Annotated in this window: 11 protein-coding genes and 2 pseudogenes; 10 read left to right on the top strand and 3 right to left on the bottom strand. The window is 45.5% G+C overall.

What is annotated here, in order from left to right; all coding sequences use genetic code 11:
• Window positions 1-232 precede the first annotated feature (232 nt).
• From MHH63_RS21185 to nadE, 3 genes are all read left to right on the top strand, one after another.
• Window positions 233-1735: an ATP-binding protein gene (locus tag MHH63_RS21185; protein ID WP_341172082.1), complete on the top strand. Its 1503-nt coding sequence runs from the start codon at window positions 233-235 to the stop codon at window positions 1733-1735.
• Between the two features lie 120 nt (window positions 1736-1855).
• Complete coding sequence (locus MHH63_RS21180; protein ID WP_036676813.1) at window positions 1856-2290, top strand: BrxA/BrxB family bacilliredoxin; 435 nt, start codon at window positions 1856-1858, stop codon at window positions 2288-2290.
• Between the two features lie 168 nt (window positions 2291-2458).
• Window positions 2459-3268, top strand: coding sequence for an ammonia-dependent NAD(+) synthetase (gene nadE / locus MHH63_RS21175; RefSeq protein ID WP_076124401.1), 810 nt, complete (start codon window positions 2459-2461; stop codon window positions 3266-3268).
• Window positions 3269-3363: 95 nt separating this feature from the next.
• Here the strand turns inward: nadE and MHH63_RS21170 are convergent, their stop codons facing one another.
• Window positions 3364-4191, bottom strand: a complete 828-nt coding sequence (locus MHH63_RS21170) for an alpha/beta hydrolase (RefSeq protein ID WP_036676817.1) — start codon at window positions 4189-4191, stop codon at window positions 3364-3366.
• 209 nt (window positions 4192-4400) lie between these two features.
• On the opposite strand from MHH63_RS21170, the gene acpS reads away from it, so the two are divergent.
• Window positions 4401-4799, top strand: a complete 399-nt coding sequence (acpS, locus tag MHH63_RS21165) for a holo-ACP synthase (RefSeq protein ID WP_076186292.1) — start codon at window positions 4401-4403, stop codon at window positions 4797-4799.
• Window positions 4800-4836: 37 nt separating this feature from the next.
• Window positions 4837-6121 (top strand): annotated as a pseudogene (mutY, locus tag MHH63_RS21160) (A/G-specific adenine glycosylase).
• An 839-nt stretch (window positions 6122-6960) separates the two neighbouring features.
• Here mutY and MHH63_RS21155 read toward each other — a convergent pair.
• Window positions 6961-7569, bottom strand: coding sequence for a superoxide dismutase (locus MHH63_RS21155; protein ID WP_036676820.1), 609 nt, complete (start codon window positions 7567-7569; stop codon window positions 6961-6963).
• A 482-nt stretch (window positions 7570-8051) separates the two neighbouring features.
• Between MHH63_RS21155 and MHH63_RS21150 the strand changes: the two genes are divergently transcribed.
• The 5 genes and pseudogenes from MHH63_RS21150 to folE all read left to right on the top strand — a co-directional run bounded on the left by MHH63_RS21150 (window position 8052) and on the right by folE (window position 11522).
• Window positions 8052-8471, top strand: coding sequence for a GNAT family N-acetyltransferase (locus tag MHH63_RS21150; RefSeq protein WP_036676822.1), 420 nt, complete (start codon window positions 8052-8054; stop codon window positions 8469-8471).
• A gap of 190 nt (window positions 8472-8661) precedes the next feature.
• Window positions 8662-9270, top strand: a complete 609-nt coding sequence (gene lepB, locus MHH63_RS21145; protein WP_076101394.1) for a signal peptidase I — start codon at window positions 8662-8664, stop codon at window positions 9268-9270.
• Window positions 9271-9305: 35 nt separating this feature from the next.
• Window positions 9306-10502, top strand: a pseudogene (gene queG, locus MHH63_RS21140) (tRNA epoxyqueuosine(34) reductase QueG); the annotation flags it as partial.
• Between the two features lie 129 nt (window positions 10503-10631).
• Complete coding sequence (locus MHH63_RS21135; protein WP_036676828.1) at window positions 10632-10883, top strand: YneF family protein; 252 nt, start codon at window positions 10632-10634, stop codon at window positions 10881-10883.
• Window positions 10884-10928: 45 nt separating this feature from the next.
• Window positions 10929-11522, top strand: a complete 594-nt coding sequence (gene folE / locus MHH63_RS21130; RefSeq protein ID WP_036676830.1) for a GTP cyclohydrolase I FolE — start codon at window positions 10929-10931, stop codon at window positions 11520-11522.
• Between the two features lie 118 nt (window positions 11523-11640).
• On the opposite strand, the gene MHH63_RS21125 is transcribed toward folE, so the two are convergent.
• A complete protein-coding gene (locus tag MHH63_RS21125) occupies window positions 11641-12819 on the bottom strand; it encodes a Fe-Mn family superoxide dismutase (protein WP_076138416.1) in 1179 nt (392 codons plus the stop codon).
• Between the last annotated feature and the right edge of the window lie 95 nt (window positions 12820-12914).

The raw sequence follows: 12914 nt of genomic DNA, 5'->3' as shown, positions 1-12914 counted from the left end.
AATTTGTCCATTTTGGGGTGTGATTGTAATTATTGGTGCGGTTAAGGATATCTTATTGCAAATATCGGCAGCATGCTCCTTTCTTTTTCTTTTTCAATGGTGGGTGGACCGTAGATTTGTGACTCGGAAAAAGGGGAAGCTCCCAAATGATCAGACCTTTTTAATTTTGGCGTGTACGTTTAGTCTTATCCTGTGCTCTCTTCTTTCGACAACTCTGTTTGGTGTAGCCTATTTGAATTTAGGATTAATCCCTGCGTATATTGGTATTTTATATGGAACTACCCGTTCGGGCATTTTGCTGTCCATTTTCTTGCTTATCTGCAATGTAATCATTGCGGAGCCTACAGGAATCAGTAACGTGATATTGAATTCAGGGGTTTTATTATATCCGCTACTGTTTGGACTGGCCAAACCTTTTAAGAAAGGTACAGTAGTTGAGAAGATCGGTATGTTATGGATGATTCTTTGTCCAAGCATGCTATTTATTGCGTTAGTCCCGATTATAGGCGGGGAAAATATATATGAATCAAATTCCGTGCAAGCATTTCTGATTACGGTGTATCTGTTTTTTACCATCGCGCTAGGTGGTGTTTTTGTATATTTTGTTGAGATGGTTAGAAGTAGATTTCGGGATAAAGTACAAATGGAGAGTATCAGTGAAAGTTTCCAGTGGGAGTCCGAGAAGCTGCAGCAGATTACCAATGTAGTCCCTCTGAGTATTATGTCTCTGGATGAACACGGAGTTGTAACTGATCTTAATGATTGTATGTTAGGAATGATGAGGACTCATTATCCCAATTTGCGAAAAGAGGATATTATTGACGAACCGGTAAAAAAGTTTTTTCACAGCTCAGTGGATACACAGGCATATATGCGGGTAAGTGATAATATCCGCTCTAAACGGCGTTCCAGTGAAAAAATGATTCATGAGTCGCGCATCTATCAGATTTATTCAGCGCCGTTAATGCATAAGAGCTCAGGGGTAACAAGTGGTGCTGTAATTATTGTGCAGGATATGACCAATGAGGAAAAACTACGTGTAGAGCTGGATCATGTGGAACGTTTGAGCTTGGTCGGGCAGATGGCTGCTGGAATTACCCATGAGATTCGTAATCCTATGGCGGTAGTTCGGGGTTTTTTGCAGCTGATGAGAGAAAAGAGTGCTCAAGAATTGGATTCTTATTATCAGATTGTGATGGAAGAGCTGGACCGCGCTAATAGTATTATTAATGATTTTTTATCCTTGGCACAGAGCCGGGTTTCTGATAAAGAGAAGGTGCTGCTGCACCATATTATAGAAGAAGTTAGTCCATTGCTGTGGGCTGATGCTAATCTTCGCGGTCAAAGTGTTGAACTGAAGCTGAGCCCATCACTGCATGAATTGGAGCTAAATGTCCGGGAAATCAAGCAGCTTATTCTCAATTTAGGACGTAATGGTATGGAGGCTATGGGACCCAAGGGGGTGCTGACACTGGAGACACGCAGTACTCATGATAAAGTGGAGTTGATTGTCACCGATAGCGGTGTTGGTATGTCAGAAAGTCAACGCGAGAAGCTGTTTTTACCCTTTTTTACGACGAAAATTCAGGGAACAGGTCTAGGCTTATCCTTGTGTCTTAGTATTGTGGAGCGGCATAACGGTAAAATAAATGTAGAGTCTGTAGAAGGAGAGGGTACGGTATTTACGATCTCCTTCCCATTGGATAAGGAGGAACCCAGCGGGGTTCGCTCTTAGATTGAATCACCCTCTACAGCATCTCTTGCTTTCACAGAGTATGAATGTATAATAAAGTTAGTAAGTACTGCTGTAATATTATCTGACAAACAGTTGAAAAGTGAAGGAGAGTGCAGAGAAATGTCCATGTCTTTTAATCAATATATGAGAGATTCAATTCAGCCTATGCGTGATGACCTGACAAGTATCGGGTTTCAGGAGCTTATGACTCCAGAAGAGGTGGAAGCAACTCTTCCAACCGCAAAAGGAACATCGCTTGTAGTCGTAAATTCGGTCTGTGGTTGTGCTGCTGGACAATGTCGTCCAGGTGTAGCTCAGGCTTTGCAAAATGAAATCACTCCGGATCACTTGTTCACAGTGTTTGCAGGTCAAGAGAAAGAAGCTACTGCTAAAGCACGTGAATATTTTGCTCCTTATCCGCCATCCTCACCTTCCATCGCACTGATGAAGGATGGAGAACTCGTTCACTTTATTGAACGTCATGGTGTAGAAGATCGTTCGGCTGCTGAAATTGCTGCTGAATTGAAAGAAGTCTTCAATCGTTTGTGCCAGTAAAAACAGTTATTCCATATAATCTCGCATCAGCCGGTAAATCGGCTGCATGCGGGATTTTTCAAAATATAAGAGCAATAATGGGATAGAATATGCTTAGAAGCATGAGCTTCGTTTGGGTGGATATTTTGATGGATATGGAACCATTTCTGATGGAACGAGGTGTGTTTGGTGAGTTTACAGAAAGAAATTATTGCGGATCTTGGCGTGAAGCCAACGATTGATGTAGAGGTTGAGGCACGCAAACGGGTTGATTTCTTAAAGTCGTACGTGCTGAACGCAGGGGCTAAAGGATTATTGATCGCCATTAGTGGTGGAGTGGACAGTGCGGTAGCCGCGGGTCTTTGTAAACAGGCTACGGACGAGCTGTCGGCAGAAAAAGGCACAGAGTATATGACGCTTGGAGTATTCCAGCCTTATGGGGTTCAGGAAGATATTCAGCATAGCTATGATGTTGCCAAAGCTTTTAATCTGACTCATACTGTGGAGACCAACATTGAGGAAGCGGTAAATGAAATTGCCCTTGAAGTTGAGCATGGTCTGAAATCAATAGGCCAACACCGCCATATGACGCATCAAGGCAAAGGAAATGTTAAAGCCAGAACACGTATGGTTATGCAATATGCACTCGCTTTTGAGAACAATCTAATTGTAGTAGGAACGGATCATGCTTCTGAAGCGATTACCGGCTTCTACACGAAGTGGGGCGATGGCGCTGTAGATATTACACCACTATCCACACTTAATAAACGTCAGGTACGTCAATTGGCTGCACATATCGGTGTGCCTGCGGATATTGTCACAAAAGCACCTACGGCGGGCTTATGGCCGGGTCAGACGGATGAAACCGAGCTGGGCATTACTTATGACGATAACAGCGACTATCTTGAAGGTAAACAGGTTAACCCTGAAGTAGCTGAGAAGCTTGAGAATTATTACCGGAGAACGGCACATAAGCGTAATGTTATTCCGGGGATTTAGAATAGGTTGAACTAGAAATCGCCACGGGTCTGCGTAGCAGCAGCGCTCGTGGCGGTTTTTGTGAGTTGGATAGCTGGATAGACTAAGAAGAATAATTATTCTGTAAGCGTAAGTGTCTGATCGATAAAATTAGTTGTCGCAGCAATCGCGAGCTCTAATTGCGGAGTCGTGCCAGCAAAAGGATGCACAGTGTTGAACGTATGATTACCCTCAGGAACCTGCACCCAGCTAATATCTGGCCGAAGTTTGATGAGATGCTCAGATCCTTGGCGGAGATGTACTCCATCTTGACTGCCTTGAATAAGGACAACTGGGAAGGACGCTTTCTGTATGCGTTCAAGGATGTTATAGCGTTCTTTGTTGTTCTCCATGTCTTCTAAAATTACAGCATCCAGCGGCATTTGTTGGCCAGTACGTCCATTAAGGACATAGGTTCTTCCTGTTTCCTTCATCTGCTGCTTTTGTTCTTCCGTCAGCAAATCGAGTTTCGTAACCCCGTTCCAGGAGATTACTCCGCTGATCTCATTGGGATGATCAAGCGTGTAGACCAAACAAATTCCCCCTCCGAGACTGTGGCCGAGAAGGAATAACGGCAGGCTGCCGAATTTCGGGTGTTGACTAAGATAGGACAACAGGATTTCCATGTCCTTCAAGCTGCGGCGATAGGTGTTGCGGGCGAACTTCTCAAGTTCAGTGAAATGCAGCAGATCTTCCCCGATGCCAGCATGAGAGAAGTTAAAAGTAATTACTTCATGCTCTTGGCTGAGAGTTGTGGCTATGTAAGGAAACATTCCCCAATCTTTAAAACCTTTGTAGCCATGGGCTATAACTATAACGCTTTTGGCTTTGCCTTGGGCTGGGAAGTGTGAGCAGCGGAGAACAGCTCCGTCTCCGGCAGGTATTTCAAAATTACGATGATTCATAGGGTAATCCCCTCTCCATATATAAAAATGAAGTAAATCAGCTAGTCTATCGTGAAGTCGCTGGATAGTCTTATTAGACTTAGAGCGCATTTTCTTTTAAGATAGCAGAAAGAATCTTGCAGGACTATTACTTTTAATAATACTTCATATGATTGATCATACCATTATTGAAGCAAAATGGGATACACGTCCATAAGGAGCGTGAAGTGTTGATTTACGGAATCGGACATGATGTGTTAGAAATTGAACGAATCTCAGAGGTAATAAATAGAGGACTGGGTAAGAAATTTAACCAGCGGGTCTTAACAGAGCAAGAATATCAACTTGCTGAAGAGCGAAGCGGGAGGTTGGCTGAGTTCGTAGCCGGACGTTTTGCTGCCAAGGAAGCAGTTGTGAAGGCTTTAGGCTGTGGCATCGGCAATGTAGTTGGGTTTCACGATATTGAGATATTGCCTGATGTTAAAGGAAAACCAGAGGTAACTTTATCGTGTGAAGCTTGGAGCAGACTAGATCTGCCAAATGGACAGAGGTACACCATTCATCTTACGATAACACATGGCCGTGATTTGGCTTCGGCTTTTGCCGTCGTGGAAGGGCCAGGTTCATAAATTGAACCCTGATTATAGAAGGGCAAGGAGCGTTATAATGACACAACAAGATCTACAAGTTCAAGACGAACAGGAGCTGCGGGAGGCTAAGCAATATTTCAGCTATCATTTGCTGGAGTGGTATCAAGGGCAGAAACGGGATTTGCCTTGGCGTCGGCACCGCAATCCTTATTATATTTGGATTTCTGAAATAATGCTGCAGCAGACAAGGGTGGATACGGTAATCCCGTATTTCAATCGGTTTATCGAAAGGTTTCCTACCGTGGAGTCGCTCGCCGATGCACCAGAAGAGGACGTTCTTAAGTGCTGGGAAGGCTTAGGTTATTATTCTCGTGCTCGCAATATACAGCATGCGGCCAAACAGGTCAAAGAGCTGTATGGCGGGCAGGTGCCGAATGATCGTGAGGCTGTGTTCAGTTTAAAGGGAGTGGGACCTTATACGGCAGGGGCTATCCTTAGCATTGCGTTCAATCGGCCGGAGCCAGCGGTCGACGGCAATGTGATGCGGGTGTTGTCCCGATACTTCCTGATAGAGGATGATATCGCCAAGGGACCCACCCGCGTAAAAATGGAGCGCCTGGCAGCTGAACTGATCCCGGAGGGGGAAGCGGCATCTTTTAATCAGGCGCTGATGGAGCTTGGGGCGCTCGTATGCACTCCTAAATCACCGCGCTGTTTAACCTGCCCGGTGATGGAGCATTGCGCCGCGCGCCTGGCGGGCTGCGAGACCTCGCTGCCCGTCAAGACCAAGGCCAAGCCGCCGCGCCCTGAGGAGCGGCTGGCGGCTTTGATTGAGGGCCGCGGTGCCAACGCGGGCCAAGTGCTCATCCGGCAGCGGCCACAAAGCGGGCTGTTAGCCCGCATGTGGGAGCTGCCGCACTGGCCGGCGCCGCCTGTGGAAGGCGGCGCCAAAGCGCGCGCGGCTGCCGGAAGCGGCGGCGCTGGACCGGCTGCGCCGGTCACTGCGGGAGGCCGGGATCTCTGCCCGGCCTGAGAAGCACTGGATGGCTGCTGAGCATATCTTCAGCCATATCGTGTGGACGCTGCAGGTGTACCGCTGCAGCGAAGAGGACGCCCTTCCGCTGCCGATAGCGGCAGAAGGACGGGCAGTGTACAACGCGGATGCGGACTTATTCTCGGGGATCGACAGCAGCATGCCTATCGAGAGATTTGAGGACGGGACCGCTAGTCCAGAGGATGGCGGAGCAGTGCGCTGGATCAGCCGCGAAGACATGGCTAACTATGCGTTCCCTAACGTTTTTCTGAAGCTACTGAACCTTTATTTTGATGAGCAGGAAGAGCGGGCGAAGCTAGAGAAGTAGAAGATTCGCCGTGTTGCGTTGCTAAAGTGCTAAATGTACAAAACCTGAGTTTGATGTATGCACCTAAGTAGGGTCGTATGCACCTAGGTATGGTCGTATGCGCCTAAGTAGGGTCGTATGCACCTAGGTATGGTCGTATGCACCTAAGTAGGGTCGTATGCACCTAAGTATGGTCATATGCGCCTAAGTAGAGTAGTATGCACCTAAGTATGGTCATATGCACCTAAGTAGGGTCGTATGCTTCAGTCTGTTCGTAGCAAATATTTGTTTATTTGGTTCAGATTAGTTCAGTCTTGTTCCAACTAAATTCTTCTGGTGTTCTATGGCTACGAGAGTGGTAAAGATTTAATTGGGGAATTCTTCCCTAAAAATAGGTCGATTTGGCTTGTAATTGATCATTTTAGGGAAAACCTCCCTAATAATTGGGAAAATATCGGTTTTATGCCCAAAACGGATAATTTTTAGGGAGTATTTCCCTAATTACTCGTGTTTATGGAGTATATCGCAGAATTTTAGGGAGTTATTCCCTAATCTATTGCTCAGCGACTCCAAACGCAGATTCTCGTAAGCCGAGTATAGATTTATTGCGATTTATTCTCATCTATACCGATCTATTCTGATCTATACCGATCCAGCGCATCCATTTAAGCGACGCAAGCGGCGTGAAATGCGGTGTCTGGGAGGATCTCAATCAATCAGTCAGTCAATCAGTCAGTCAATCTCTGTCTTTATCTTTATCCCTCTATATCTCCAACCTAAACAAAGAAGGTATCCCTTAGCCTATTCGGCTCTGAGATACCTTCTTTTTTAGTTAAATGGCATAAGCCAAATGGAATTTCTTATTTTGCGCTTTCGTAACGTTTGCCAACTTCTTCCCAGTTTACTACGTTCCAGAACGCTTTGATGTAATCAGGGCGTTTGTTTTGGTAGTTCAGGTAGTAAGCGTGCTCCCATACATCCAGTCCGAGGATTGGAGTAGCGCCTTCGCTGATTGGGTTGTCTTGGTTAGGTGTGCTTGTTACTGCCAGTTTGCCATCTTTAACAACTAGCCAAGCCCAGCCGCTGCCGAAACGAGTAGTTGCTGCTGCTGCGAAATCTTCTTTGAATTTTTCGAATCCGCCCAGTTCTTTATCGATAGCTTCAGCCAATGCGCCAGTTGGTGCGCCGCCGCCGTTTGGTCCGATAACTTCCCAGAACAAAGTGTGGTTAGCGTGTCCGCCACCATTGTTGCGAACAGCAGTACGGATAGCTTCAGGTACAGCGTTCAGATCTGTAAGAAGCTCTTCAATGCTTTTGCTTTGCAATTCAGGTGCTTTTTCCAAAGCTGCATTCAGATTAGTTACATATGTGTTATGGTGTCTGTCATGGTGAATTTCCATCGTCAATGCGTCGATGTGTGGTTCGAGTGCGTTGTTCGGATAAGGAAGTGCCGGTAATTGAAATGCCATGGAAAAATCCCTCCTGAGTTATATTAGAATTTTGTTATAGATAAAGAATTCTGGCGAACTAACGTCAAAATCCTTTATTGTAAATATGTACTATAGGGTTTCGCCCAATAGGATACTTTAATTAAACCGTATCTAGACCAATAATGCAACACTAAACAAACATAAATGTTTATAAAGTATAATTGGAGAGGGAAAGGGTTTTACAATTGTATTTAGAATGTTAAAATAAATAGTCCCTAACCTATAGACATATATCCTTATTAATACCCTTTTAATGAAGAAATGAACCCCATCCGAAATGTAAACGCTTGATATTAAGCGCTTTCAAAAGAAAAATGATGATATCACGAGAAAAGTGTGCTTTAATAGATTTAAAAGCAGGTATTCCTCGATATTTGATGCTTTTTTTTATTTTCTCTATGTTAAGGGAACCCCTTCTTTTTGTTAAATTCATAAGCCATAGACAAGGGAGATTTTAAAGAATGCACGTTCGTTCCTTTCAATTAAGCGACGTTAGCCCTGTGACTGATTTGCTGCAAACCGCATTATCGGAAGAGTGTTTCGAGAACACTATCGAGCCTTTCTCCAGGCAGCTTTCTTGGGATTCAGATCTCATTGTAGTTGCGGAAGATGAAGAAGAAATTGTTGGAGCACTGATTGGTACAATTGAGAAAAACCACGGTTGTTATTTCCGGATTGCTGTACATCCTGATTATCGCCGCAGAGGAGTCGGTAGAAGTCTGGTATCAGCTATGGAATCCAGGTTTCAAGCTCGTAAAGTCAGTGGTATCTATGTAGCCGTCGATGAGCATAATTCTTTTGCTTTGCCATTGTATGAAGCTATGGGATATAGCGAGAATCAAATCTTCAAATCTGTCCGGAAGCTGAGCATTGTTGGGTAATTTTGATCACTCAGCTGCGAAAGCGGAAACATTTTCTAGAAAAAAGAACTATAGCTGACGATATAGTCTGTTTCATTCATACTCGAGCGTATTTTCCAGAAGTCCATTGCTAATGGCTGGGAGATATGCTTTTTTATTGTTATAATATCTGCAAGTATAGACTTCAATTATTGAGAACAGAGGTGACATATTGAATCAGGAGCCCCAAGTAGATTACACGAGAAATAGGAAACAAAGACATAGATCCTCCAGATCCAAGACTACCCTGGGCGGTCGTTTGGTCTCGGAAATGAAGGATTGGCTGCTTACAGCTGTGATTGTTTTTGCTGTGATGTCTGTTCTTAATGTTTTTGTGTTCAATATATCAACGGTTAAAGGTCAGTCTATGCAGCCAACGCTCTGGGAGGGTGAGAGGCTCTTCATTAATAAAATTTCATTGCTCTTCGTAAATCCAAAACATGGTGATGTTGTCATTCTTCATGATCCAAGTACCGGACCTAGTCATAAGGAGTATTTAGTGAAGCGAGTGATTGGCATACCTGGAGATATCATAGAGGTACGGAATCATCAGTTATACGTGAATGGAAAAATAGTGAATGAGCCCTATATCGATACTGAGATTGAAGATCCGGATTTTGCAGCGTTAACCGTGGAAAGTGGCAATTATTTTGTAATGGGCGATAACCGTCATGCTTCAGCCAGCAAGGACAGCCGTTACTTCGGCTCTATTTCACAGGATATGATTGTCGGCAGGGCTGATTATATATGGTGGCCTCTGTCAAAACTGAATAGATTATAAGAAAGTCAGCGAAGATATGAAAGGAGAAGGCGGAAATGACCAATACATTTCAGTCATCGTATGCTCCCCCGCCTTCCAAGTGGGCACAGCTTAAAGCAGAGATTCAGGAGGCTGCGACATCACTCGGTATTGATGATATCGGGTTTACAACAGCAGAACCTTTTTTATATTTAAAAAATATACTGCAAGACCACCGGGACAAAGGATATGAATCTGGCTTCGAGGAACCCGATCTGGATAAAAGGACAGTTCCAGCATTGTCTTCTGGAGACAAGCCGTTATCTATTATTTCGATTGCAGTGGCTTACCCTTCTAAAATGGAGAACCCTCCTAAATCTGAGCCGGGTGCACGTAGAGGCATCCTCGCCCGGGCATCTTGGGGCAGGGACTATCACCATGTGCTGAGGGAAGCCTTAAGTAAGCTAGAGGAATTTATTCACGAGCGTGTACCGGAGGCTGTGCTGGAAAGTATGGTGGACACCGGTGTTCTAGTAGATAGAGCGGTAGCGGAAAGAGCGGGAATAGGCTTCAGCGGCAAAAACTGTTCTATCATCTCACCCAAATGGGGATCATGGATTTATCTTGGGGAAATGGTTACGAACATTCCTTTTGCTCCGGATGAACCTGTTGAAGAAGGCTGCGGGGAGTGTACTAAGTGCATTGATGCTTGTCCGACCGGAGCGCTTGTGGGTCCGGGTCAGCTTAACGCACAGGCTTGTATTTCTTTTTTGACGCAGACTAAAGGGTTCCTCAGCGAGGAGTATATGACCAAGATCGGCAATCGTCTATACGGCTGTGATACTTGCCAGATTGTATGTCCCAAGAATAGAGGTAAGAACTGGAATCATCGCCCTCAGATGCAACCTGATCCTGAAATTGTGAAGCCGCTGCTGCTGCCGATCCTTGATCTTAGCAATCGTGAGTTCAAAGAGAAATTCGGCAATAGCTCAGCAGCCTGGAGAGGCAAAAAGCCGATGCAGCGAAATGCGATCATTGCCCTAGGCAATTTTAAGGAAGCCGGGGCTGTGCCAAAGCTATCAGAGATTGTTCTGAAAGAGCCGCGGCCAGAGATGCGGGGCACTGCTGCTTGGGCGCTTGGACGTATTGGCGGTGATGAGGCTCTAGCGGCTGTAGAAGCGGGTTTAGAGCGCGAGGAGGATAGCACGGTGAGGGAAATGCTAAGCCGGGCGCAGGATGTGCTCCTTACTGGGAAGAAGGCACGGGAGGACAGCGATATTAATGGAGGAAAAAGTTCATAGACAGGTTGCATATTGCCAATTGCTGTCCAGTTCCTGAAATGCTATGATAGATTCGCGTGCCATATGGCGATGCAGACAATAGAGTGTAGAGGTGGGCTTTAGATGAGTATCGCATTACCTATTATTACATTGGTCGTAGGTCTCATCGGTGGTTTTTTCATCGGTGTATATTATCTGCGCAAACAAATGACAAACATGCAGAATGATCCTGAAATGCTGCAAAAGGTTGCAAAGCAAATGGGTTATAACCTGAACGGGAAGCAAATGCAGCGTGCCCAGCAAATGATGAAGACTCAGGGACAGCCAGGTGCGCGCCCAGGAGCAGCTAAAGGGAATAAACGTAGAAGTAAGTAACCGGGTCCGGATAACATGTATACGGGTGCGGAAGGGGGAGACATCATGGGGAACATCAAGGAATATGTGAACGGTAAAGTTGCAGAGAACCGTGAGCAAATCGAGTATCACGTTGAGAAAATATTAGAATTAATCGGTGAAGATACCGGCCGCGAGGGACTGCTGGAAACACCGGCACGTGTTACGCGGATGTACGAGGAGATATTCGGCGGTTATTCGATAGATCCCCGCGAGGCGCTCGGCGTTACTTTTGATGAGTCTCATGAAGAGCTAGTGATTGTTAAGGATATCGTCTATTACAGCCAATGTGAACACCACATGGCTCCTTTCTTTGGTAAAGTGCATATAGGATACATTCCGAGCGGACGTATTGCTGGACTCAGCAAATTAGCTCGGCTTGTTGAAGCAGTAAGCCGGCGTCTACAGGTTCAAGAACGCATTACGGCGCAAATTGCTGATATTATGACGGAGGTGCTAGGCCCCCACGGTGTTATGGTTGTTGTGGAGGGAGAACATCTGTGTATGTGTGCACGCGGAGTGAAGAAGCCAGGCAGCAAAACGGTAACTATGGCTACTAGAGGGGTCTTCCGTGAGGATGCCGCCGCTCGTGCGGAGTTTCTAAGCTTGATTAAGGAATAAATATCGGGGTGCATACCTCGAAATTGGAAGGACCCATCGTTCACGTAATGTGAATGATGGGTCCTTTTTGGTCAGGGTGTGGGAATAAGAGTGATGTTCACTGTGAATTGAAATAATATCAAAAAGGCTTCCAGGCCAGTTTACTGGCAGCAGCATAACGTTCTGAGACGTAAGGCCAGTTAACGACCTTCCACCAATCCTCAATATAATCGGCCCGATTATTCTGATGTTTAAGGTAATAGGCATGCTCCCATACATCCAGAGCCAGTAACGGAACCACGTCCCATTGTGACAGGTTCTGATGTTTCTCCGCAGTCAAAATCTCCAGTCTATGACTGCGTGGACTCCAGACGAGAATAGCCCAGCCGCCACCTTCAACCTTATTCGCAGCTTCTGTGAACTGTTTCTTGAAGCTGTCATAGCTGCCAAAGCTTTGTTCAATGGCTTCCAGTAAGGCTCCAGTTGGACGCCCGCCACCTTGTGGAGACATTACGTTCCAGAAGATTGTATGGAGATAGTGGCCTGCCCCATTAAAGGCTAGCTCCCGCTCCCAATGCTTAACGAGATCGAAATCTCCTTTCTTGCGAGCCTCAGCTAGCTTGTTCTCCGCTTTATTTAGTCCATCTACATAACTTTGATGGTGTTTATCGTGATGAATCCGCATGGTTTTCTCATCGATGTATGGTTCCAGCGCATTATAAGCATAAGGCAATGGAGGCAGCGTATGTCCGCCAATTGGCACAGCACTCATTTCACGAATATCAAGGATAGTATCTGTAGAAGGAATAAGTCCCTCATTCCGAGTGACATTGTCCTCTTCTGTTCTTACGACATAGTCGGCTGCTGTATAATCTCTCATAATTTGCGTGAGCTGTCCGGGTGAGCTCAGAGTGTGCAGTACGGCAAGGAAATACTCTGATTCGCGAATAATATGCAGGATCACAGTGGTAGCAAGGGGGACGGCTTTGACGGCTGCGCTACTTTCCATAATGGCAAAAAGCTGCCGAACAAATTCTTGGGATTGGGTACAGGAGATATGCAGCAGCTTTTCTGTTTCCGCAGTGAGTTCAGCCTGACTTGGTGGAGAAGCAGAGAGGGCAGAATTCAATAACTGCTGAGCGGCCATCTCTGTGGCACCGAAGACCACTGCCCATTCATCCAGCAGTTTAACATAGGGTTCCTCCAGGTTAGGTACGATTGCTTTGATAACCTCGGTATGCTCTTTCTCTTGTGTTTTCCAGAATACGATTTCTTCTAAAATACGTACTGGCAGCATCGGCCCGTATACATATAACATTCCAAGAAAACCTCCCGTGATATGTCTTCATCAGTCCATTATATGTGTGCTCATGATAGCTTATGAAGAGCATAAGAACGCGATAATAATATCGT

Source organism: Paenibacillus sp. FSL H3-0310 (assembly GCF_038002785.1).
GTDB classification, from domain to species: domain Bacteria; phylum Bacillota; class Bacilli; order Paenibacillales; family Paenibacillaceae; genus Paenibacillus_AQ; species Paenibacillus_AQ odorifer.
The sequence above is the reverse complement of the archived record's forward strand: the minus strand, read 5'-3'. Positions and strand labels throughout refer to the sequence as shown.

What these genes read in the sequence shown, in the direction of transcription:
- MHH63_RS21180 (WP_036676813.1), top strand. Translation starts at nt 1,856, where the DNA reads ATGTCCATGTCTTTTAATCAATATATGAGAGATTCAATTCAGCCTATG.
- MHH63_RS21170 (WP_036676817.1), bottom strand. Translation starts at nt 4,191, where the DNA reads ATGAATCATCGTAATTTTGAAATACCTGCCGGAGACGGAGCTGTTCTC.
- MHH63_RS21155 (WP_036676820.1), bottom strand. Translation starts at nt 7,569, where the DNA reads ATGGCATTTCAATTACCGGCACTTCCTTATCCGAACAACGCACTCGAA.
- MHH63_RS21150 (WP_036676822.1), top strand. Translation starts at nt 8,052, where the DNA reads ATGCACGTTCGTTCCTTTCAATTAAGCGACGTTAGCCCTGTGACTGAT.
- MHH63_RS21135 (WP_036676828.1), top strand. Translation starts at nt 10,632, where the DNA reads ATGAGTATCGCATTACCTATTATTACATTGGTCGTAGGTCTCATCGGT.
- folE (WP_036676830.1), top strand. Translation starts at nt 10,929, where the DNA reads ATGGGGAACATCAAGGAATATGTGAACGGTAAAGTTGCAGAGAACCGT.
- MHH63_RS21125 (WP_076138416.1), bottom strand. Translation starts at nt 12,819, where the DNA reads ATGTTATATGTATACGGGCCGATGCTGCCAGTACGTATTTTAGAAGAA.